At 48.8% G+C, this 23,751-nt stretch carries 17 protein-coding genes; 9 read left to right on the forward strand and 8 right to left on the reverse strand.

The features are described from left to right. Positions 1 to 327: 327 nt before the first annotated feature. On the reverse strand, positions 328 to 1,953 hold the full coding sequence (locus DESPCE1_RS0118955; RefSeq protein WP_019851359.1) for an N-acetylmuramoyl-L-alanine amidase: 1,626 nt from the start codon (positions 1,951 to 1,953) through the stop codon (positions 328 to 330). Between the two features lie 374 nt (positions 1,954 to 2,327). Between DESPCE1_RS0118955 and DESPCE1_RS0118960 the strand changes: the two genes are divergently transcribed. Continuing rightward, positions 2,328 to 4,394: a cell wall-binding repeat-containing protein gene (locus tag DESPCE1_RS0118960; RefSeq protein WP_019851360.1), complete on the forward strand. Its 2,067-nt coding sequence runs from the start codon at positions 2,328 to 2,330 to the stop codon at positions 4,392 to 4,394. 67 nt (positions 4,395 to 4,461) lie between these two features. Here DESPCE1_RS0118960 and DESPCE1_RS0118965 read toward each other — a convergent pair whose 3' ends face one another. Together DESPCE1_RS0118965 and relB are read right to left on the reverse strand one after the other, a co-directional pair. Further along, the gene (locus DESPCE1_RS0118965; RefSeq protein ID WP_019851361.1) at positions 4,462 to 4,731 is read right to left on the reverse strand and encodes a type II toxin-antitoxin system RelE/ParE family toxin; all 270 of its coding nucleotides are present in this window, start codon (positions 4,729 to 4,731) and stop codon (positions 4,462 to 4,464) included. Further along, positions 4,731 to 4,952 (reverse strand): type II toxin-antitoxin system RelB family antitoxin, encoded by a 222-nt coding sequence (gene relB, locus DESPCE1_RS0118970; RefSeq protein WP_019851362.1) that lies wholly within the window; start codon positions 4,950 to 4,952, stop codon positions 4,731 to 4,733. Before relB ends, DESPCE1_RS0118965 begins: the two co-directional genes overlap by 1 nt. A gap of 406 nt (positions 4,953 to 5,358) precedes the next feature. Here relB and DESPCE1_RS0118975 point away from each other — a divergent pair, with 406 nt between their 5' ends. The 8 genes from DESPCE1_RS0118975 (at position 5,359) to DESPCE1_RS0119010 (ending at position 16,051) form a co-directional block, all read left to right on the forward strand. Beyond that, a complete protein-coding gene (locus DESPCE1_RS0118975; protein WP_019851363.1) occupies positions 5,359 to 6,471 on the forward strand; it encodes a DegT/DnrJ/EryC1/StrS aminotransferase family protein in 1,113 nt (370 codons plus the stop codon). Between the two features lie 70 nt (positions 6,472 to 6,541). Then, a complete protein-coding gene (locus tag DESPCE1_RS0118980) occupies positions 6,542 to 7,885 on the forward strand; it encodes an O-antigen ligase (RefSeq protein WP_019851364.1) in 1,344 nt (447 codons plus the stop codon). A 19-nt stretch (positions 7,886 to 7,904) separates the two neighbouring features. After that, the gene (locus tag DESPCE1_RS0118985) at positions 7,905 to 9,104 is read left to right on the forward strand and encodes a glycosyltransferase family 4 protein (RefSeq protein ID WP_019851365.1); all 1,200 of its coding nucleotides are present in this window, start codon (positions 7,905 to 7,907) and stop codon (positions 9,102 to 9,104) included. A gap of 527 nt (positions 9,105 to 9,631) precedes the next feature. Continuing rightward, positions 9,632 to 10,756, forward strand: coding sequence for a glycosyltransferase family 4 protein (locus DESPCE1_RS0118990; protein ID WP_019851366.1), 1,125 nt, complete (start codon positions 9,632 to 9,634; stop codon positions 10,754 to 10,756). A gap of 5 nt (positions 10,757 to 10,761) precedes the next feature. Then, positions 10,762 to 12,180: an O-unit flippase Wzx gene (locus DESPCE1_RS0118995; protein WP_019851367.1), complete on the forward strand. Its 1,419-nt coding sequence runs from the start codon at positions 10,762 to 10,764 to the stop codon at positions 12,178 to 12,180. A 3-nt stretch (positions 12,181 to 12,183) separates the two neighbouring features. Continuing rightward, positions 12,184 to 13,524, forward strand: coding sequence for an O-antigen ligase (locus DESPCE1_RS0119000; protein WP_019851368.1), 1,341 nt, complete (start codon positions 12,184 to 12,186; stop codon positions 13,522 to 13,524). Positions 13,525 to 14,197: 673 nt separating this feature from the next. Further along, on the forward strand, positions 14,198 to 15,421 hold the full coding sequence (locus DESPCE1_RS0119005) for a glycosyltransferase family 4 protein (RefSeq protein WP_014795600.1): 1,224 nt from the start codon (positions 14,198 to 14,200) through the stop codon (positions 15,419 to 15,421). A gap of 18 nt (positions 15,422 to 15,439) precedes the next feature. Beyond that, positions 15,440 to 16,051, forward strand: a complete 612-nt coding sequence (locus DESPCE1_RS0119010) for a sugar transferase (protein ID WP_014795601.1) — start codon at positions 15,440 to 15,442, stop codon at positions 16,049 to 16,051. Between the two features lie 60 nt (positions 16,052 to 16,111). Here DESPCE1_RS0119010 and DESPCE1_RS0119015 read toward each other — a convergent pair whose 3' ends face one another. The 5 genes from DESPCE1_RS0119015 to DESPCE1_RS0119035 form a co-directional block, all read right to left on the reverse strand. After that, the gene (locus DESPCE1_RS0119015; protein ID WP_014795602.1) at positions 16,112 to 17,068 is read right to left on the reverse strand and encodes an N-acetyltransferase; all 957 of its coding nucleotides are present in this window, start codon (positions 17,066 to 17,068) and stop codon (positions 16,112 to 16,114) included. A gap of 263 nt (positions 17,069 to 17,331) precedes the next feature. Next, positions 17,332 to 18,369 carry a Gfo/Idh/MocA family protein gene (locus tag DESPCE1_RS0119020; RefSeq protein WP_014795603.1) on the reverse strand — a complete coding sequence of 346 codons (1,038 nt, stop codon included), beginning with the start codon at positions 18,367 to 18,369 and terminating at the stop codon, positions 17,332 to 17,334. Positions 18,370 to 18,467: 98 nt separating this feature from the next. Next, complete coding sequence (locus DESPCE1_RS0119025) at positions 18,468 to 19,823, reverse strand: nucleotide sugar dehydrogenase (RefSeq protein WP_014795604.1); 1,356 nt, start codon at positions 19,821 to 19,823, stop codon at positions 18,468 to 18,470. Positions 19,824 to 19,837: 14 nt separating this feature from the next. Beyond that, positions 19,838 to 21,700 (reverse strand): nucleoside-diphosphate sugar epimerase/dehydratase, encoded by a 1,863-nt coding sequence (locus tag DESPCE1_RS0119030; RefSeq protein ID WP_028305636.1) that lies wholly within the window; start codon positions 21,698 to 21,700, stop codon positions 19,838 to 19,840. 163 nt (positions 21,701 to 21,863) lie between these two features. Beyond that, a complete protein-coding gene (locus tag DESPCE1_RS0119035; protein WP_019851369.1) occupies positions 21,864 to 23,687 on the reverse strand; it encodes a cell wall-binding repeat-containing protein in 1,824 nt (607 codons plus the stop codon). Positions 23,688 to 23,751 lie beyond the last annotated feature (64 nt).

A 23,751-nucleotide genomic window follows, 5' to 3' on the forward strand; every position in this document is an offset into this window, starting at 1 on the left:
ATAAGCCGCAAATCTTTAGACATTGCGCAATATCTAAAGGCATCCCACCCCTTAATGGGGGCGTCCCCCCTGAGAAGCTTACGCCTCGCGGGTGGCTTACCCTTTAGACAAACCTAATGAAGAAACCTTTCACAGTTTCTACACTCGTAATAAACTATTCGATGCCGGATTTAATATTCCTGCATCTCTCCAAAAAAATTTCTTAGAAAATCTTGGAGAAGTTCATTTTACGAGCGCATGTTTAAATTCTAACTAAAAACGAAGTTTTTTTCCATACCCTTTGTAAATATTTTTATTAACTTTTTCTTAATTCCTGTTCTGATTAAGCTAATATCCCCTGTGAATGAGTATTCCTCGGTATATCCCCATCGCAGATTTTTTCTGAAATTCCGGGTCCGTGATAAGTTTTTCTTCTACCGGATTGGAGATAAAGCCCAGTTCAACAAGGATGGCCGGCATGGTGGTATTCTTGATCACATAAAAATTAGCGGTTTTAACCTTGCGATCCTGAAGCCCAACCTGCTTGATCAATTCTTGCTGAACAGCAGAAGCAAGTTTTCTTCCCTCCTCGGCTTTGGGATTATCTGCAGAGATATAGGTGGTCACCCCACCGGCTTCGGGGTTGGAAAAGGCATCGTTATGTATAGAGACGTAGAGATCGGCCGGAATCTGATTCGCTATTTTTACTCTGGCTTGTAAATCTTTTAATTCGGTATAATCGGCGCCGGCAGGTGAGGTATCTCCCGTCCTGGTCATCACCACTTTAGCTCCTGCTTGCCGTAAAAGATCCGCCAGGTAAAGTCCCACGGGCAGGGTGGAGTTCTTTTCATAAGAACCGCTGGAGCCTACTGCTCCCACATCCTTGCCGCCATGGCCCGGATCGACCACGATGGTGAGACCCGCCAGGAGATAGGGGGGTTGTATGGTCCCTTCCACAATTCCCTTGACCCGTTCTGAAAGCACTGTATCCCCGCCGATGATGGTCACCAAGAGCTGAGCGGCTGCAGCATTGCCCAGTGCCGAGTAAGTCACTGCCGGCAGATCTTCCTTGTAAGACATAAATAAGTAAGCATTTTGTTTAACCGCTAAAGCCCCTGTCACCAGAGCATCGGGAAAGTTTTCCCCTGTCACCAAAAAACTTCTCTGATTCTCGGAAGCAAAGTCCGGTCCAAATTCCTCCTGGGTAAACCAGAACACTTTGGCCGCTGTATCATAGCGATTGTCCCCTGAGATACGGGTCATTCCCGTCAGCCCTGCCACCACTTCCGGAGAAACTGCTTTTTCTCCCCCGATTACTGTGGTCCTGGTCACGGATTCCGCTTCCTGATTGAGCTGATAAGCTCCCAATTCCTCCAGCTTCAGCCGGGTGGCCTCGGGGAGGCCTTTGGCCTTAGTCAGCAGCAAGGGCGTCTCTGTCATCCCTGCGTAAGGACCGATAGCGAGAGCATCGGGAAAGTTCTCCCCGCTGGTGAGAATCACTTGACCGTTCCCGCCTAAGCGCTCCGCCACCATCACTGCGGTCTCATAACGATCTGCACCCCCGATTCTCTCCCAGGTCAATCCCTCTTTTTCCAATGCCTTTGTTACGGGATTTCCCATGACTCCCGTCCCTCCCAAAAGGATCACATGCTGAGCGTTGAGCCGCTTGATTTCTGCCAGAACTCCTTCATCCAGACCTCGGGACGGTGTCAGGAGTATGGGGGCGTCATAGCGCTTGGAAAGAGGAACCGCGACTAAGGAATCGGGAAAATCATCGTAGCGGGCTAAGAGGACGGTATTCGCCTCATTCCAACCTTCTTGGGAAATCCGTATGGCGGTCTCGATACGTGTTGTTCCATAGATGCGTGTTACATCTGCCGTTAAAGGAGCTGCATCAACACTGGCCTGCCCCATCAGCCAGAGGCTGAAGGCGGCACCCAGTACCAGGCTCCATTTTTTTCGTCGTGGCCACACAGAAAAACCCTCCTTATTTGACTAAGTATCCTTGGGACTTTCGACAGGTTTCACTTTAATCCTCTTGGAAATCTCGACCAATAGACTCAGTCTACCATAAAGTAATAGACAGAAAAAATTAAGATTTTCTTCCTCTTTTAGATGTTAAGAATTTATTAACTTTGTCATTTCCCTGTGATTTCTACAAGGTATTTGTCCTTTTATAACGAATTACTTGCAAGGACTAAAGTGCCTGTCAGATTTTGTGTTCTGCTGTAGTCTATGTTAAGAACATCACTCATTAATTGAGTACGCTGATGAAGTGATGGCAACTGGGGTTCGCAAGTTTATATGATGCTAAGTTTACGAGATGAGAAGTATGGAAGGAGAGAAAGATGAAAAAGAAAATCAAGATAGCCGTTGTGACTCTGACGGCATTCACCCTTTTATTCACAAGTCCAATGATACCTCCCAAAGCACCTGAGGAAGTTAAAGCGGAGACCATCATGACTCAGCCTTTGCGTCTTGCGGGGACTTCCCGTTATGATACAGCCATTCAAGTTTCCCAATCAGGTTGGGAGTATGCCGATGCGGTGGTTCTGGCCCGGGGAGATGATTTTCCCGATGCCCTGTCCGGTGTGGTCTTAGCGAAGAGTTCCTTGGTCAATGGCCCCCTTCTCCTGACCGAGACAGCTCAGTTAACAGAAGGTGTGCTGGGAGAGATCCAGCGTCTGGGAGCAAGTAAGGTCTATATTCTGGGCAGCCCGGGGGCTGTATCCAAGAAAGTAGAGAACACCTTAACTGATCAGGGCTTAGCGGTGGAACGCCTTGAAGGGCCGAATCGTTATGGGACTGCCGGCGAGATCGCTAAAGCAGTCGTTCCCCAGGCTGAAAAGGTTTTCTTAGCTTCGGGCAGTGATTTTCCCGATGCATTAAGTATCTCCTCTTATGCTGCTGCTCAAGGGATTCCTCTTCTTTTAACAGAGAAGAAAACCGTTCCTGAAGTGACTCTGGAAACTCTGCAAACCCTTAATGTCTCTAAAGTGACTTTAATCGGCGGAGAGGGAGTCATCCTTCCCGAAGTGGAGGCGCAACTGAAGGGCTTAGGCTACACCGTTGACCGTTTGTCCGGTGCCGACCGTTACGAAACCAATATGGAAATCCTCAACAACTTAAGCTTTAGTACAGAGGCCGTCTATGTAGCTACTGGGACCAAATTCCCCGATGCCCTGGCGGGAGCGGCCTTGGCAGCAAAGGATAATAATCCTATCGTCCTGGCTCCTCAAAAGGCCTTTAGCGGAGAGGGCATGAGCTACCTGGGTACCCGCCGTAACGAAGGATCATCCTTCACTCTCCTAGGGGGCTGGGGAGCTATCAGCTATGGGATGGAAAGCATCATTCGCACAGGGAATGTGAATCCGAAGATTTCCCTGCAGTACTGGGATGGTTATGCCAGCTATGAGACCTATCTTCGCCAGCTCTCATTGATTCCCAATAAGGCTACGGACTATGTAGACTATGTCTCTCCTAATTGGCGCGGGTCCATCGGTACGGATGGAAGTCTGAAGCTGGTCTGGGATGAAGGGTCCAGCAATTATAAACAGCTGACCAATATGGCTCATGGACTGGGCATGAAAGTGCTCCCTTTGGTTAATGGCAGCGGAGCAACCTTAAACACTCTCCTGAAAAGCACATCCGCCCGGGAAAAGTTGATCGGAGAGATCGTGACCCTTCTTAAGAACACGAACGCGGATGGAGTGGTCATCGATTTTGAGACTCCTTTGGATTATGGGGATGCAAAGGATCCCTATGATGGCGTAAGAAATGATTTGACCGCCTTTATGGAATCCCTCTACTCAGAGTTACATCCTATGAATAAACTTGTGGTTATGGCCGTCATGCCCCGCATGTCTTCTTCTCAGTATTGGTTGGATGTCTATGATTATAAAGCGCTCTCCCATGCCGTGGATTATATGCATGTAATGACCTATGATCATCATTATCGGACCTCCGCACCCGGACCCATCGCCCCTTATCCCTGGATTAAGCAGGTCCTAACCTATATCCAAGGTCAAGGAGTGGACATGAGCAAAGTCCTGATGGGAGTTCCCTATTATGGACGGGATTGGGTGGTTTCCGGAAAAGATGCCAACGGCAATCCCACCTATGATTCCACAGCCTTTGGTTATTCCAAGGCACTAGAGATCGCTGACTCTTATGGAGCGACCATCACTTACTCCAAATACAATGATCAGGATCCTGTAGGGACACCGACCTTTAAGTACACCGATGGGAAGGGTGTGGAGCATACCGTATTTTTCGATGATTATACCAGCTGGAATGCTAAGCTCTCCATCATCAATGAATTTGGACTGGCCGGAGTAGGGCCTTGGGCGATGGGCTGGGTAGATGAGAATACGGCGAAAGAGCTGTATCCACTGCTCCATCAGCATCTGCGCTAGAACGATAACTCAAACAGATAAGGGAGTGTCATTGGCTACTTCACAGTAGTTGGACACTCCCTTTATACTATTGCTTTCTATAAACTTCTTTACGATGGCCTACTGCCACGATGAGTATTGTGATTTGACGGTCATTTATTTCCGCAAGGAAACGATAGTCACCCACCCGATATCGCCACTTATGGTCTAAATCTCCTTTTAATGCCTTTCCATGTTGACGTGGATTTTCACACCCCTCCAAATGTTTGCGTATCCAGGCAAGAATAAGGAGAGCAATAGTCTTATCCAGTTTCTTAATGTTCTTTTTCGCTTCCTCAGTAAAAGCAACCTTGTACATTAGCGAATACCCAATTCCTTTTCCACTTCATCGAGGGAATAGGTCACAGGATCTTTTCGGTATTCTGTCATTGCTTTTTCATACAACTCAAGATCATATTCGTCTTCTATCTGTTCAAGGATCGCCTTTCTCATCACATCTGATACACTTTGATTTTTCATTTTTGCATATCCCTTGATAAGTTCTGCTTCATCAGGACTAAGCCTAATCGAAATAGTCATTAAGTTGACCCCCTTTTCTCTTTGTAATACATAGTATTACAAAGAGAAGTCATTTGTCAATAATCGTTGCAATCCTGAATAGCCCAGAAAAGACCTGAAAGCGTAGCTTTACGCACAAGAGCGAACGGCTTTAGCGGAGGGGCGGCTGAGTCACCAAAGCTTTCTTAACGTAGCATAGCCACGGTTCACATCAGGTATTACCCGGAGGTTTGGCGTAGCTGTTAAGAAAGCGAGTTGACCAGCCCTGGAGCTATTGAGTGAGCGTTGTGCGTAAAGCTACACCGACCCGGCATCTTTTCTGGTCTAAAAATCCCAGCTCACGCCTTGAAATGTGCTCTTATTCGTTGTACCCTTAAGTGTAGAATTTTGGACGTATTATACATTATACGATGAAAGGAAGAATACTATGTCTATTCCCCTGTTAGATTTGAAGGCTCAATATCTTTCTATTAAAGAGGAAATGGACCAGGCTGTTTTGGCGGTTCTGGATTCGAGTAAATTTATTTTTGGTCCGGAGATGAAGACCTTTGAAGAAGAAATGGCCGCTTACTGCGGAACCAAGCATGCCGTAGCTGTAGGCAATGGGACGGATGCTTTGGTAATTGCTTTAAAAGCCTGTGGCATAGGCCCTGGGGATGAGGTGATTACAAGTCCTTTCACCTTTTTTGCCTCTGCGGAATCCATCGCTCTGGTGGGTGCTACACCGGTGTTTGTAGACGTAGAGCCTCATACCTTGAATATGGATGCGGCTAAGCTGGAAGAGAAGATTACCCCACGGACCAAGGGAGTTATCCCTGTCCATGTTTTTGGCCAGATGGCGGATATGGATCCCATCCTGGCTCTGGCTCAAAAGTACGATTTAAAAGTGATCGAGGATGCGGCACAAGCCATAGGGGCAGAATATCAAGGACGGAAAGCCGGTTCTCTTGGGGATGCGGGGACCTTTAGCTTTTTCCCCACCAAGAACTTGGGAGGCTATGGGGATGGCGGGATGATCGTCACCAACGACGATGCCATAGCCGAGGAAGTTCGCATGCTGCGTTTTCATGGCTGCAAGACCAAGTATTATCATGATCAGATCGGGTACAACAGCCGTCTCGATGAGCTGCAGGCAGCCATCCTCCGGGTTAAGTTCCGGTACATCGATCAGTGGAATAATGCCCGGGCTGAAAAGGCCGCTCTCTATCATCAACTGTTGGCTCCTTTGGCGGACGCTCATAGGATCATCCTCCCTCATACCGATGCGGAGAAGAAGCATGTCTTTCATCTTTATGTGCTGAGAACTGCTCAGCGGGAAAAACTTATGGCTGCTTTAAAGTCGAAAGGCGTGGCCAACGCCATTTATTATCCGGTCCCTCTTCATCTGCAGAATGCCTTAGCTTATCTGGGTTATCAAGCCGGAGACTTCCCCATAGCGGAGGAAGCATGTCTGCAAGCCCTGGCTATTCCCTGTTATCCAGAGTTGACCTCAGGACAGCAAGAGGAGATTGCCGCAATACTTTTAGAGGTGTTAGGCTGATTTTCATGATATTTTTTATTTAGGGTAAATTAACATTAGAAAAAATAAGTAACATGATTGAGGAGGCCCTATGTTTTGGAATAATGGACTAACCCGGCGAAATGAGAGTCGTTTGATTGTACTGGTACTGGTTATGTTATCTGCTATGCTTCTCCCTTCCTTTGAGGTTCACCCTGCTCTACCCAATATTCGCGTGGATGAGGTACTCTTGTTTGGAATCTTCGGCTTCAATCTCTTAGCCTTCATGGTTAGAGGTTTTCGTTTCTCCCCCGATGCCCGGGAAGAGATTCAGGCACAGCAGCCGGTACTCAAATGGGTTCTGATCCTTTTAGGGCTTCTTACCCTTTCCTATACCATTTCCAATGTTTATGGCGTGGTGATTCTGGGAGCCGGCTATTATGGCTTAAGAGATGTGATGGAACTGGTGACCTTTTTCAAACATTTCTTGATCATCACTCTCGTTCTCTCCATTGACTTACAACGAGGCGAATTCGCTTTTCTAAAGAATGTCTTCTTAGGAGCTTTGGGTTTTCTGATCCTGTTTGGCTGGGGACAACATTTCAACCTATTTAATATGAATACCTGGATATCTCCTTTCTTCAATCCCCTCCACTGGGATACCCTCATCCTGGGTAACCCGGCCCGGGTTCTGGGAACTTTCGATAACCCCAATGTTTTCGGTATCTTTACAGTGATCACTCTGTCTTATCTCACGGTTCACTATTTCTTCGGGGAACATAGGGGCAGATTCCCTTGGCTGCTCTTTATTCTCATCGGCTTGGTCATCAAGCTGGAGTTTCTCACCATCTCCCGAACGGCTCTCTTTGGTATCGCTTTGCTTTTTATCGTTCTTTGTGCTTGGGCCTTTGTCTATCACCAACACAGTAAAGAGGTCCTCATTAAAATAGGGGCCTTGTTTCTCCTGACCATGATCCTCTTTACAACGGCCTCCGGAGATTTCTTCTACCGGCTCACAGAGGGACTGAACTTCTCCAACAGCACCTCTTTCCAAGGGCATATGGACCGCTGGGGAACAGCTGTGGGAACCATGACCCAATCTCCTATTTTGGGCTGGGGTACCCAGAAATATGTTATGACCACCCTGGTGGATAATGAATATGCCCTCTTTTCCCGACGCTATGGTTTTGTAGGGTTGGCAGTTTATCTGAGCTTCTTCCTTCTGCCCTTTATCAAAGGGTTTATCTATCTTAGAGATCAACGCCACCTACTGGCACAAGGGCGATCCTTCGACCTGCCCTCAAAGCTGATCGCTGCCTATGTAGCCGTCTTACCTTCCATCTTTGTCTATAATTTTATGGCAGGTATTTTTTACAATCTTCAGCTCATGACTCTCTTTTGCATCACGATCGGACTGGTCTACAATTCCCTTAAGAAACAACGAGGATTATTCTAAAGAAGCCTGAGGTTCCATTATGAAGATCTTAGTACTTTCTCATATGTATCCTTCAACCCAGAATCCCACCTACGGAATTTTCGTCCACGAGCAGGTCAAGGCTTTAGTAGCAGGAGGCTGTGAGGTCAAAGTCATTTCTCCTGTCCCCTATGCCCCTTGGCCTCTCCCTGTTTTGAAAAAAAAGTGGCAGGCTTACGCCTCTATTCCGTCAAAGGACAGGGTGGATGGGATTGAGGTGTTCTATCCCAGATATATAGAATTTCCCCGTTCTTATCTCTTAGAGCATTCCGGATATTTTATGTATCTGGGCCTGCGGGATTTGGTTAAGACTATTTATAAAGACTTTAGATTCGACCTGGTCCATGCCCATGTGGCTTTACCTGATGGGTATGCTGCTTATTGCCTAAAAAAAGAAATACCTGTTCCCACAGTAGTTACCATTCATGGGCAGGACTTTCAATCCACTTTGCATAGAGGAAAACCCTCCCGGAAGAGGCTGGAGGAAGTCTTGCTGGGTACGGACAGAGTGATTACCGTCAGCACGAAATTGAAAAACCTGGTTAAGGATGAACCTTACTATCCTAAAATCCAGGTCATTAACAATGGAATCCATCTTGCTGAACTTAACCAGGCCGAAGGGAGACCGTTTGGTGCCCATGATAATGGAGTTCGTGATAAACTTACCATCCTCAGTGTCTCTAATCTCAAAAAGACCAAGGGAATCGACCTAAACCTCCGAGCCCTGGCTTCTTTGGCGAAAACCTATCCCAACTTAACCTACAGGATCGTGGGAGATGGGGAGGAGCGAAAGAATCTCGAAACCTTGGCGGAAAGCCTTAATCTGGGAAGCAATGTTCTCTTCCTTGGCAAGCTCCCTCACCAGGAGGCTCTCCAAGAGATGGGCCAGGCGGATATCTTCTGCCTGCCCAGCTGGCAGGAGGGCTTCGGCGTTGTCTATATTGAAGCCATGGCCTCAGGCATTCCGGTTATAGGGGTCAAAGGAGAAGGGATCGAAGATGTTATCCAGCATGGAACAAACGGACTTCTCGTCCGCCCTCATGAAGTGAGTGACCTGGTGGAGGCCTTGGACTCCCTCTTGAAGTCTCCCGACTATGCCCGGAAATTGGCTATGGCCGGTAAGTCTACGGTCTTGGCAGGATTCACCTGGGAGCATAATGCAGCAAAGACGGTCGATCTGTATAAGAGTTTGTTGGTGTAATTCTCTTTTCATTCTCCAGGATTTTGCTTTCGGCGTTCACTCTATAAGCTGCGCGGAGCAATCTAATCGCTCAAGACCTCCGCTCTGTCAGGTACCCGCCCAAATCGCTCCTGCTCAATGGGCGGTTGGAAACGTCCTATTTCCAACCTGACTCCGCTGCAGTCTTTTCGCGAAGATTGCTGACCTGCTCGCTTAGAATCCGTTCTCTGCCTTAAAGCAAAATCCTTGGGCTACTTTTCGAGGCTGAATGGTGCAGCTACCCGACCCAGAAAAGCGCTGAAAAGGGACCCGTAAGCGTAGCTTTACGCACAGGAGCGAACGGATTTAGCGCAGGGGCGGCAAGGCGGACGATGTTTCCTCAGCTTAGCGGAGCCACGGTTCACACCAGGTATTACCCAGAGGTTTGGTGGAGCTGCTGCGGAAACGAGTGCGCCAGCCCTGGAGCTATGGAGTGAGCGTTGTGCGTAAAGCTACGCGACCCGAACCAACTAACCCGAACAAAACTCCAAAGACGGAGGTAAGCACCTTTGAAACTATGTATTCTCACCACAGGGCACCAAGCCCTGGATAACAGGATATTCTACAAACAGGCCCTGACCCTGAGAAAAAAGTATGATAATATCACCTTAATCGTTCCGGATGAGCGCGAAGAGTACATGGAACAGGGAATTCGCATTCTGGGCGTGAAACGGGCCAATTCCCTCTACGGCAGATTCCAACTGGGAGATACGGTAGTGGCAAAGGCCATTGAAGTTAAAGCCGATATCTATCATTTTCATGATTTTGAATTAATTTATAAAGTAAATAAGATTAAAAAGACCCTTCCTCACTGCAAGCTTATCTATGATGTCCACGAGCATTATCCTGATATGATGAGCATGTCCAAGAAGGTCCCCCGGCTGCTGCGACCTTTAGCCACCTTTGTCGTGGATAAAAGCGAGATCGTTTTAGCCAAAAAGTTCGATCAGATCATTACGGCGGATGATGCGGTAAAGGAACGCTTTGATCCTTATAACTCCCATGTGGATGTGATTTATAATTTCTCAGAATTTGAGCCAAAAGACATCCAGCTGGAAAAGGAATATGATGTCATTTACCAAGGGGGCATTACCTTAGAACGCGGTGCCTATCATCTGGTTCAGGCCATTCACCTCCTCAAAGGAGATTACCCCGAAATCAAGATGATCTTCGTCGGCCCTTTTAATGATCCGGAAGGCCAAAGACTGGTGGATGACTATATCAAAAAACATCACCTGGAGAATAATATACTCTTTACTGGTAAGGTACCCCATGTGGATGTGGAAGACTATGTTCGCAAATCCCGTATCGGTGCCGTAACCCTTCTCCCCTTACCGAAGTATTACAAGAATATCCCTATCAAGCAATTTGAGTACATGAGCTGCGGAATCCCTGTGGTGGGCAGCAATTTGCCGCCTATCACCCGGTTCCTTACCAGTTATAACAGCGGCATGATCGTGGATCCTACCCAACCGGAGGAGATTGCCCAGGCCTTTAACACCTTGCTTTCCGACCCCAAGCTTTGTCATGACATGGGAGCTAACGGTCTCATGGCCGTTAGAGAAGCCTATAACTGGGGGAAGATGGAGGAACGGCTCCTTAAGCTCTACGCTCGTCTTGAAGTGAGGAAGTGAAATTAATGGATACTCGCCTCATTGCTAAAAATGCCACCGCTTTAGGAATTTCCAGTATTCTGGCCAAATCCATCGCCGCTGTCCTGGGTATCCTGGTTACCCGCTATTTGGGCCCGGAATCTTATGGGGACTACTCCACGGCCTATGCTTATGTAGGAACCTTCATCCTCTTTTCCGAGTTGGGAATCAGCCAGCTGATGGTTCAGGAAGGAGCCAAGAATCCTTCTGTTCTGCCCCGGTATTTCGGCAACACTCTTTTTCTGAAGACCCTGCTCTGCATCTTATGTTACCTGGCCATGCTGGTCTTTATGTTTCCGGCAGGGTACAATGAAACCGTAAGACTGATGATTGTCTTTGTGGGAATTGCTGTATGCTTTAACTCCGTCAATCAATCCATTTATAATTATTATCAGGCCGTGCAAAAAATCTACCTCTCCGCGTCCTTTCAATTCCTGACCACGGTATTGATAGCCCTTTTTACCATCATCGTTCTTGTAGCGGGATTAGGTGTGGTATCCATTACCTTTACCCATCTGTTCAGTTACATCATCATTACAATACTCCTTTATCTGGCTCTCAGGAAAGAAATCAGACCCCGGACGGATATCCCCAACCTGACTGGAATGGTTCGGGATGGGCTTCCTTTCGGCGTTCATCGGATTTTCTATTATCTTTTTACCCAGTTTAGTATTCTTATCCTCTCCTTAACCGTCAGCAACGTAGAAGTAGGGATTTTCTCGGCAGCCTATAAGCTGGTTCTTATTTTGATTTTTATTCCCAGTCTCATGACCAGCGCTCTCTACCCCATCCTCTATCAATTGGGGGATTCGGACCGGAGTCAGCATCAGGGTGTGATCGAAAAGGTCTTTAAGGTTCTCTCTGCTGTGGGGATTGCCGGTAGTATGCTGATGTTTGTTCTGGCAGGCCCCCTGATGGAATGGTTATATGACGGGAAGTTCAATGAAGCCATTCCAATTCTCATGATTGTAGCTTGGCTTCTGGCTTTAGAGTGTATGAGCTTTTCTCTGGGGGATATTCTCACCACCACCAGCCGCCAAATGCAAAGAACAGTGGTCCAGGGGTTAGCTTTGCTGCTTCTTACGGTTCTAACCTACGCTTTGAACCCTCTGCTGGGGATTTATGGGGCTGCTTATGCTGTCATCATTGCTGAAGTCTTTATCTTCTTCGCCTATTATTACCTGATCAGGAAGAATGTCTATAAGATTCGCATCTGGCGGCAGCTGCCCGGCACTTTGATCTCTTCTATGCTTATGGCAGGAACTGCTTGGCTCTTGATTGATTTTCACCCTTTGCTCTCCGCTTCCGTGGCTGGAGTCGTGTTTTGCCTAGCCATCGCCATCCTGGATAAGGATTTTCGAAGAATCGGTTTGTACATTGTAAGACGTGTGACAGGAGGTCGATAACCAATGATTCAGTGGGCAGTGCTGCTGTTAACCCTCCTCTCTCTTGGTATTCTCATTGTGAAAAAGCCCCTTTGGCTGATTCCCTTACTGGGTGCGGCAGTGGCTCTGGAGATCTCCAGCACCTGGTATCCGGATCTCGGTATCCTGGAAAAGGTATTGGGGGAAGTCTCTCTGACGCGCTTTACCAGCATCAGCATCATTCTGGCGGCTGTTTTACGCTTGTTTTTTGAAGTGGAGATACGGGCAAGGCTTGCTGCCATTTTCAAGGACCCGGTAACCCTGCTTCTGTTGCTCTATATAGCCTGCGGGGCCTTAAGCCTAGTATATTCGGCAGATATGGGCAATACTGTAAAAGAGACCCTGCGTCTCCTGGTACTTTTCGCCGTGTTTCTCTCGATTGCCCTGCTTCTGGATCAAGATACTATTCTTTTGGCTTTCCACGGGATTCATCTCACTGCCTTGGCCCTGCTGCCACTGGCTCTTTATGAAGGAATCTCCGGAAATCTCATCTGGCAGGGGGAAAATCTATTAAAAGAACATACCTTACGGGTTAACACTACCTTTATCGATCCCAATATTTATGCCCGTTTTCTCGTTTTAGGCATCGTGGCTAATTTTGTCCTTCAAATCTTTACCCATAACCGACGGGTTAAGCTTATTTATTGGGCTTGCTTACCCCTTTTGCTGATCCAGCTTCTCTTGACTGGTTCCCGGGGAGGTATCCTGACCTTGGGAATGGTGTTGGTCTTGGCCCTTTTCTTCTTGCCCAATAAAAAGAACATTCTGGGCTTCCTGGGTGTCTGTGCCTTAGGTGCCGGGGTTCTTCTCCTGATTCGCCCTGAGATCTGGGAACGAATGCTTTTGCTTACTCAGGATCTTACGGTGTCCAGTCCGCAGCGTTTATACCTTTGGCAAGCCGGTATCGCCATCTTTACAGACCATCCGTGGATCGGAACAGGCTTAGGGAGTTTCCAAACGGTCTTTCTCCAGGATTACATCCATCTGAAGAATATCCCGGATGGAGCGACCTTATCCCATACCACCATCTTGACCATAGCCTCTGAGCTGGGAATTCTGGGGCTTCTTGTCTTAAGTGCCATATGGGTAGCCATCTTAGGCCGCCTTTATACCTTATATAATCAAAATCGGGCCCACCTCAGCGTATTCAGTGAAACCAACGAAAAATACTCTGTGGCCGCCGGCTACTTCCTTTGGGCCATGACCGTATTCATCAGCTCCCAAGGAGAAGGCCGCTTCTTCGAAGATCCCATCCTCTGGCTCAGCTGTGCTGGACTGGTCTTCCTGCGCTTACGGCAGGAAAGTTATCGGTATGGGTATCGGTGAGTAAGAGAGCAGCGGCAGGATGAAAAGGGTTGTTTGGGCCGTGTAGCTTTACGCACAACGCTCTCTCATCAGCTCCAGGGCTGGTCAACTCGCTTTCTTAACTGCATCTGCGGCGGATGAGTATGCTTTGGGGAATACCGCCTTGAGCGAAACTGTCCACCGGACACTTTCGTCGCCAGACCCCGCTGCTTTCTGCATGTCAACCGTGGCTGCGCTATGTTAAGAAAACCTCGTTGACCCGACCGCCCTTCCGCTTAAAGAAAGCTTGGCTTATGGTGAGTGAAGCTAATCAGAAGCCTTAGCTGCCTTATACACAGTGAAAATCGTTCGTTTTTGTGCGTAAAGCTACGCTTAAGGGTCTCTTTAACTTAAACATCTTGAAAAGAATACTTAAACAGATACTTGAAAAACCACCAAGGATTTTGCTTTAAGGCAGAGAACGAATTTTAAGCGAGCAGGTAAGCAATCTTCGCGAAAAGACTGCAGCGGAGTCGGGTTGGAAACAGGACGTTTCCAACCGGCTATGAGGCAGGAGCCGATTTAGCCGGGAACCCGACGAAGCGAAGGTCTTGAGCGATTAGATTGCTCCGCGCAGCTTATGGAGTGAACGCCGAAAGCAAAATCCTGGAGAAGTACTTATCCCCCGAATTTAAGAATCTAGGAGATACCCACCATGCGCATTCTACTGCTAACCCAATACTTCCCCCCGGAAAAAGGAGCCGCTCAAGTACGCCTTTGGGAACTGGCTAAAGGCTTGCATAATCAAGGCCATGAGGTCACCGTCGTCACTGCCTTCCCTAATCATCCCACCGGAATCATCCCTGAAGAATACCAAGGGAAGAGGTTCATGCGGGAGGAGATGGAAGGGGTCAAGGTGCTCCGGACCTGGATCTATCCGGTGCGGAGGGGCCGGTTCTGGCTGCGTCTCCTCAACTATTTTTCCTTTGTCTTTTCTTCTCTCTATGGCATTGTCCGCTCAGGAAAACAGGATTTAATTATTGTGGAGTCCCCCCCTCTTTTTATCGGCTTCTCAGCGATGACTGCCTCCTGGCTGAAAAAGGCCCCCTATATCTTCAATGTCTCTGATCTTTGGCCGGAATCCGCTGTGCAGCTGGGTCTGGTCACCAATAAAACCATCATCCGGGCCACCGAATGGCTGGAAGGATATTTCTACAAAAAAGCGTATAAGCTATCTGCACAAACCCAAGGGATTGTGCAGGGGCTGAGGCGCAAAAACGTCCCCCCCGAGGATATCCTCTTTCTCCCCAATGGCGTGGATACGGAGCTTTTTCAATCACGTGAAAAGGATCGGGAGCTGGAGAAGAGTCTGGGACTTGAAGGCAAGACCGTAATACTCTATGCCGGAACCATGGGCTACGCCCACGGGATAGAGACGGCTTTGGAAGCGGCAGACATCTTACGCAATGATGAGGAGGTCTTCTTTCTTTTCGTGGGGGATGGATCGGAACGTCCCAAGCTGGAAGCCATAGCCCAGGAGAAAAAGCTGCCTAATGTACGCTTTATCGACTTTCAGCCCTTGGAGGTCATACCCCGCTATTATTCCTTAAGCAGCATTAATCTCTCCACCTTAAGACGGTACAAGCTCTCTGAGGGGGTACGCCCCTCGAAGGTCTTCCCTGCTCTGGCCAGTGGGCAGCCTCTCATCTATGTGGGCGAAGGAGAAGGTGCTGAGATCGTAAAGGAAAGCGGGGGCGGAGTGGTTCTGGAGCCCGAGAATCCTGAGCTTCTGGCCCGCACCATCCTCGAGCTGAAGAATAATCCTTCCCTATGCCAGGAACTCGCCCTCAAAGGCAGAGCCTATGTGGTAGAGCATTATTCCTGGGACAGCCTCATTCGCAATTGGCTTAAGCAGCTGGAAAGAACTGAATTATCATAGATGTTAGGAGGCATATTGATGGGCTTTAAACGCCTTTTAGACCTCATCATAGCCATACCGTTGCTCATTCTCATCTCCCCACTTTGGCTTTTCATTGTGATTTGGATTAAGGTTGATTCGCCGGGCCCGGCGATCTTTCGCCAACAGCGGGTGGGCCTTAAGGGAGAGCACTTTACTATTTATAAATTCCGTACCATGGTACCGGATGCGGATCGGGTGATGAAAGCTAAGATTGAGCAATTAAAAAAGGAAGGCAAATTCAACGCGGATGAATTCGTCTTCCAAGAAAAAGATGATCCCAGGATTACGGGAAGTGGCCGCTTTTTGCGTATGACCAGTCTGGATGAACTTCCCCAGCTGCTCAATATTGTCAATGGTACCATGAGTTTGGTAGGCCCTCGTCCTGAGGTGCCGGAGATCGTGGAGCAATACACTTCTGAACAGCGCCAAAGGCTGAATATGCCTCCCGGAGTCACCGGCCTGGCCCAAATCAATGGCCGCAGTGCCCTGACCCTCTCTGAGACCTTAAACTATGATGTCCAGTATGTGAAGAACTGGTCCCTATGGTCAGATATCAAGATTCTCTGGAAGACCATTTTTGTGGTGCTTTTAGGAAAGAATGCCTACTAAAAAAAGTCAAGGGTGTCACCTCATCAAGTGAGAACCCTTGACTTTTTATTTATTGATATACTAGTCTTCCGGAAGAAGCTCGTCCTCGGACACTTCCCGCAAATCCTTGGCCGGGAATCCTTTGACCACGCGCTTGGCCTCGGTATCCTTGGTCACCAATGCTCCTGCTGCCACAAAGGTCTCAGGGGCGACCCTGATTCCCGGTAAAAGGATAGATCCGCCACCCACCCGGGCACCGCGGCCGATGCTTGCTCCTTTGATGGATTCAAACCGCTTTTCCGTCCTACCCATATAATTGTCATTGGTGGTGGTCACCATAGGGGCGATGAAGACCCGCTCTTCCAGCTCCATATAGGCGGTTATGTAAGAACCGGTCTGAATCTTGGTATAATCTCCGATGCGGGTATCGTTCTCTACTGCCGCACCGCTGCCGATAACTACGTTCCTGCCGATGGTGCAGCGTTCCCGAACCAAAGCCCCGTCTCCCAAAAAGACCTGATCCCCATAGGCCGTTCCGGCATAGAGGACTGCCGAGCATCCTATAGTGTAACCGTTCCCCATCTTTAGGGGAGGCAGATCCGCCTGTGCCTTCACTGTACTGGTAGCTGCCGCTTTAGGAAAACGACCGATGGAAGCACTGCTCCCAATAAACCCCTCTTCGCCCAACTCTGCTCGAGGATAGATTGCAGTATGCTCCCCGATGCGAGTCCGTGCTCCGATGGAAGCCCCGGAGCCGATGCTCACATGAGCGGCTATCTGGCATCCTTCTCCCACGGTCGCTCCGGCGGCAACCGTAACATGATGGCCGAGAGAAGTACCTGCACCGATGACAGCCCCCTCTTCGATAACACAGCCCACACCCAAGGTGACATGGTCTCCCAATGTAACATTAGCCTGAATCACGCAAAAGGGAGAAACCGTTACACCGGAAGGAATAGTAGCTGTAGGATCGATGGAGGCAAAAGGGCTTTGGGGGCATAATCTGTTATCATCATCTCTTATATCTTGATCCGACATATGTAAACGACCTCATTTCCAGAGTCTTTAAAAGCAATCCCATCTGGGCCCGTGAGCGTAGCTTCTCACATAAAAGCGAACGATTTTCGCAGAGGGGCGGTCTGGCAAACAATGCTTCAGTAGCTTAGGATCGCCACTGGTTCACATCAGGTACTACCCTGAGGTTTGGCGCATCCTGCTTCTGAAGCGAGTACGCCAGCCCCGGAGCTACTGAGAGAGCGTTATGAGAGAAGCTACACGACCCAACCATGACTATATAAACCCTACTCACACAAGGGGAATACCACAGGCTCCTTCGTCTCCTGGCATTTATAGATAGCCAGGATAATCTCCAAGGCTTTCCGTCCCTCTTCCCCGGGAATAGCCGGTGCCCTGTCCTCGCGGATGGCAGCAATCATATCCTTCATAACTTCCCGATGGCCAAACCCGTAGACATTGGGGGGATCATTTTCCTGGCCGGCAAAGATCTGCTTTTTCTCCTCTTCACTGTCAGGGAACTCCCAAGTCTCGATGCGGTTGACAGCGATTCCGCCCACCATGACGGAGCCGGTTTCCCCGAAAATATTCAGAGTCTCTTCGATATTTTTGGGATAGATAGTAGATGCGGCTTCGATGACACCCAGAGCACCGTTTTTAAACTTAAGGACAGCGACTCCTACATCCTCCATCTCGATTTTGCGCAGAGCAGTGCGGGTAAAGCCAAAGACGGACTCTACGGGGCCAAAGGTCCATTGGAGAAGGTCAATATTATGGATGGATTGATTCATGAGAACGCCCCCATCCTGGAGCTTGGTCCCACGCCAAGGGGCTTGAGCATAGTATTCATCGTTACGGTTCCAGCGCACCGTAGCTTGTCCGTGGGTCAGTTTTCCGAAACGACCTTCTTCCAGCGCTTTGCGCATAAGCTTGATGGATTTGTTATAACGATTTTGATGGATAACCGACAGTTTGACCCCTTCTTCATGACAGATGCGTATCAGCTCATCGGCACTTTCTAAGGTCATGGCCATAGGCTTTTCTACCATGACATGCTTACCTGCTTTGGCACAAGTGATGCCGATGGGGGCGTGAAGATCCGACTCTGTAGCAATAGTCACCACATGAAGTTCTTCTTTCTCCAGCATTTCCTGGTAAGAGGTATAGGGCTTGGCTCCATATTTATCGGCAAAAGCTTGAGCTTTTTCCGGGACACTATCACAGACTGCCACTAACTCAGCCTCTTCCAGGGCCACGATGGACTCAGCATGCTTGGGGGCGATTCTTCCACAACCGATAATGGCAAAACGCATTTTCTTATCCATAATCTCACTCCTTACTGTTTGACTCTATCTATTATAGCACTCCCAGAGTGCAGTCTGCTTGTATTAAAAGGGGAATCTTACGATTCCCCTGCACCTGCTTATATTTTAACGATCTTTTCTCTGTTGTTCTCTACGTCTCTGGTGGCGTTGCGGGTGTCGACGATGAGGGCAGTTTTTTCAGCGACTCGCTCATAGTCTATAGCGCTATGGTCGGTAAGGATGAGAACGCAGTCTGCGGAAGCCAAGGCTTCGTCGGTTAGGTCAGTGTTTTCGAGATGAACTGTGGAGCCGCCGTGGGGCTCGATGACGGGGATATAGGGGTCATGGTAGGAAATATTGGCTCCATTTTTCCGAAGCAGTTCCATGATCTTAAGGGCTGGGGACTCACGGACATCATCAATGTCTTTTTTGTAGGCTACCCCGAGGATGAGGACTTTGGCATCTTTGAGACTTTTGTTTTCCTGGTTGAGGGCACGAATGACTTTATTAATGACATGGTAGGAGACTTCGACATTAATCTCTCCGGCCAGCTCAATAAAGCGGGTGTGGAAGTCGTACTCACGGGCTTTCCAGGTAAGGTAGAAGGGGTCAATGGGGATGCAGTGTCCGCCCACCCCTGGGCCGGGCCAGAAGGTTTGAATCCCAAAAGGTTTGGTTCCTGCGGCTTCCACCACTTCCCAGATGTCGATCCCCATACGATCGCAAAGGAGCATGAGCTCATTGACTAAAGCGATGTTAACGGCACGGTAAGTATTTTCAAAGACTTTGGTGAGTTCCGCTGCGGCGGGTGAGGATACGGGAACCACGTTGACAATGGTCTGAGCATAGAAGGTATAAGCGACTTCCAGGCAGACTGGGGTCATCCCTCCTACAACTTTGGAGGTATTGTTGGTGGTAAAGCGTTTGTTCCCCGGGTCAACCCGCTCCGGGGAAAAGGCCAGGAAGAAATCCTTACCGACCTTAAGACCGCTTTTTTCGAGCATGGGTAGAATGATTTCCTCAGTGGTGCCGGGATAGGTGGTGCTTTCTAAGGTCACCAGTTGTCCGGGCTTGAGGTATTTAGCAATCTGTTCGGAAGAGGCCTGAATATAGGAGATGTCCGGATCCCGGGTAACGGTTAGAGGGGTAGGAACGCAGATGACGACAACATCGCACTCGGACAGTCTTGCGTAATCTGTGGTAGCAGTAATGGCTCCCTTCTGGGTCAGTTCCCGGAGTTCTTCGTCCTTGACATCGCCGATATAATTATCTCCAGCGTTGACTTTGGCTACGCGAGCAGGATTAATATCAAACCCGATGACTGAAAAGCCTACTTTTCCCTTTTCTACGGCTAAGGGGAGTCCTACGTAACCAAGACCGATGACACCCACCGTTGCGGAATGATCCTGGATTTTTTCTTTCAGGTTTTTTGCTAAAACATCTTCACTGGTAATAACTTCTTTCATACGCAACATGAAATTTTTCCCCCTTATTGATTGGCAACTGCCTTGGAAGCTTGTTTTTTGAATGTAGGCACGATGGCTTGTAACTGTCCGATAACTTCTTCCCGGGTGAGATAGGAGCCCCGCTCACGGATGAGGTGAATGAGTTCCTCAAGCTGCGAAACATTAATGTTATTGGGTTTAGCCACAAAAATCCGTTTATGTTTCGTCGCTGAAGTCCCTTCTTCTGCGGTAAGGAGTTCTTCAAAGAGTTTCTCACCAGGGCGCATCCCTGTGAATTTAATTTTGATATCAACTTCCGGCTCAAACCCCGAGAGACGGATGAGATCTCGGGCAAGATCCAGAATTTTAACCGGTTGACCCATATCAAGAATAAAGATCTCTCCCCCTTGAGCCATGGAACCGGCTTGAATCACCAGCTGGGAAGCTTCAGGGATGGTCATAAAATAGCGAACCATATCGGGATGGGTTACTGTGACCGGCCCCCCTTTGGCAATCTGACGCTTAAAGGTGGGAATAACGCTTCCCCGGCTGCCCAGCACATTACCAAAGCGTACCGCAACGTACTTCGTGTCGGAACGCCTGTCCATGCTCTGTATCACCATCTCTGCCACCCGCTTGGTAGCCCCCATAATGCTGGTGGGATTGACCGCTTTATCGGTGGAGATCAGGACGAAGGTCTTGACCTTGACGGCGTCAGCCGCCTCGGCCAGATTGCTGGTACCCATCACATTATTCTTCAGAGCCTCTTCCGGGTTCTTTTCCATGAGAGGGACATGTTTATGGGCAGCGGCGTGGAACACCACACCCGGTTTATAGCGTTGGAAGACGATATGGACCTTTTCCTGGTCCTTGATATCCAAAATCTCCGTGACTACATCCAGACTTGGGTTTTCCGAGCGCAGCTCCTGCTCTATGTCAAAGACGCTGTTTTCTCCATGACCTACGATCACCAGTTTGGCTGGGTTGAAGCGGGTGACCTGCCGGCAGAGTTCGGAGCCGATGGACCCGCCCCCACCGGTAATCAGGACCACTTCACCGGTGAGATAACCTGCTACATCCTCCAGGTCTACGGTAACGGGTTCACGTCCCAGTAAATCCTCCACCTGAACCTGGCGGATTTCGGTGGTATCCACCTTACCGCTGACCACGTCGAACACTCCAGGCATGATCTTTAGATCCACACCGGTTTTTTCGCAGATTCCTACGATCTCCCGGATAATCTCCCCTGAGACCGAAGGCATGGCGATAATGATTTTATCAATATTATGGTTTTTAACGACTCGAGGAATATCCTTGCGGGTACCCAAGACGGGAATCCCCATGAGCTGGAGTCTTTGCTTTGTGGCTGCATCGTCTATATAGCCCACAGGACGGCCTTCGCGGTAGTTTTTGTTTTTTAGCTCCCGGGCTGCCATCACTCCCGCATCCCCTGCTCCGATGATCAAGACTTGATTCTGAGAACCGGGTACATGGGGAGTAAAAATATTATCCTGAAGAATTCTCCAGATGAAGCGGGAGCCGCCGATTAAGAAGAGGGTGCTGAACCACATAAGGGCGGATACCGTATGGGGAAAACGCATGGGAGCAATAAAATACACCATGGTGACCGTCCCTGCTGTAGCGACAGTGACCGCAAAGATAATGGATAGTAGCTCCCCGATGCTGGCATACTGCCAGAGCTTGTTATATAAGCCAAAGACATAAAACACGGCTAAATAAATCAGGGTGGCTGTCCACGCAGAGTGAGTCAGTGTGAGCAGATACTCCTCAGGTATAGTTCCATCCCCATCAACAGCAAAACGAATATAAAAGCTTAAAAACGCTGCGAGGTTAACTAACACAGCGTCTATAGCCATTAGTAGTAGAGTCCTTTTGCGCAATCTCATGGTAAAAATAATCCCTTCCCTGCAAACTATTTGCACCGTTCTTCAGTTTACTATAGTTTCTGCCATTTTACAACATGACATACCCCTGTCTATGCGGGCGAGAGATTACCCCTGATATCAAGGGGTGAGTACAAGCTTCCGTAAGGCTTCCACATGGCGATTTTTATGGTTTTTCGAGTAGATTACCGGCTAAATAAGTATTCCCTAATAGCTCTTTAAGCTCTTCAATCCGCTCAGGGGATACTGCGCCATCTCCCCCAAAGATATACGGTTGGGCTTCTATGTTACGGGGGTGCCGGGCGATAGCATTTTTGAGTCGGGGATAATCCTCGATGGAGCTTTTGGGCAGAAGAATGACCGTGGCTTTCAGGCGGGCAGCTAAAGCAGCACCGGCTAAAGCATCCGGGAATTCCTGCCCTGTGGCAAAGCATAAGCCCTGACTTTCGGCCGCAAAAGCCTCCGTTACTGCTGCCATCGTATCATACCGGGAATTTCCGTATAAACGAACCAGCTGTGAGGAGGAAAGACTGAGCTGCTCCTGGATTTTATCTTGAATCGATGAGTTAATAGCCCCTTCGCCCCCAATCAAGTACACCTTTTGAGGGTTTAAGGTCCTTAGGGCTTCCAGGGTTTCCTTGGGCAGGGTCTTGGCTTCTGTAAGGAGGATGGGCATTTGTTTGATGCCGGCGATGGAAGCAATACTGAGCGCATCGGGAAAGTTTTCTCCGGTGGCAATAGCCACCGCTTCTATTGAACCTGCCGACCGGTCCTGGGATACTTCCACTGTAGCCAGGGCAATGTCGGCCGCAGTCCCATAGCGGTTGAGTCCGCTGACCCGTATTTGTCGGTCACTGCCCCAGCCTAAGTCTTTCAGTTTGTCTGATATCCCCTGGCTCAAGGCTCCTTCTCCGCCAAGCAGGATCACTTTTTCCGGGTCTAAGGCCATGATGGTTTCTTCCACCCGGGTTTCAAGGGTTTGACTTGAAGTCAGGAGAATAGGCGCATCATAGTGAGCTGCCAAAGGAACACCGGCTAAGGCGTCGGGAAAATGGTCGGCCCGAGCCAGGACGACAGTTGCCGCTCCGGCCGGCCACCCGCTTAACGCTTGTTCAATAGCTGTATCAATCCGGTTTTCACCAGCTAAACGGATAAACTCCAGAGATTCAGGTGTTTGAGGTGGGTCGGGTACTTCTTCTTCGCCGGGGGGTTCTTCCGTATTGTCGGAATTATTAGGGTCGGTGGATTCATCGCCGGGGTTTCCTGAAGTATTGAGATCTCCGTAATGGATAGGTTCTGGGGTGGCCCAAACACTATCCTTAGCCGGAACTCCCGCAACGGGAAGCAGCTCTGTGGGAATGGGGGTAACTACCACAGGCTCGATGTATTGAGCAAAGAAACCTTCCGGCTGAGCCAGAATGCTAAAGACCTTCTCTTGATAAGTCAAGGTGCCGGGACTTGTTGCTGCGAGAGTATTGGGGTTGTTTTTGTCCGTCCAGATATTATAGGCCCAAAGGGCGAAATACCAATTCTCCAGTTTATTGCGATCCCCATCCCCGATGGTTGGAGTAAAGCGCCATTTTTCATTGAGAAGGTCGGCACCCATGCGGATATTGAACTCAAGGTCTGTTTTAAGCTTATCGATGGTTTCTTGGTCATTATCATTATAGGTTGCCACCTGCATTATCCCAATGGCGGGATGCTCCAGCCTGGAAAGTATGGGGTTACCTTCTTTATCAAATTGGCGCCAGGAGCTTTCTTTAAAGGCGATCGCTTTGAGTATAATGCTGGGAATTTCTTTTTCCTTGGCAATGTTTTCGATGATTTGATTGATGTCCTCATAGGATGGATTGACATAGGTAGTGCTCGTTGCTTGGGATAAGCTCCCCGTGCTTTCCGTAGCAGCATAAAGAACAACAGGCTGACCAAATGTTTGAGTAGTTAATAAAGCACACATCATAACACCGGTTATGGCATAGCGTCGGATCACAGCGACTCCTCCTAATTCGTGTCGATTTGTACTTATTTCAACATTTTCCCCTTGTTTCCTTCCT

The sequence above is a fragment of the Desulfitobacterium sp. PCE1 genome, assembly GCF_000384015.1.
In the GTDB taxonomy this organism is placed as follows: domain Bacteria; phylum Bacillota; class Desulfitobacteriia; order Desulfitobacteriales; family Desulfitobacteriaceae; genus Desulfitobacterium; species Desulfitobacterium dehalogenans.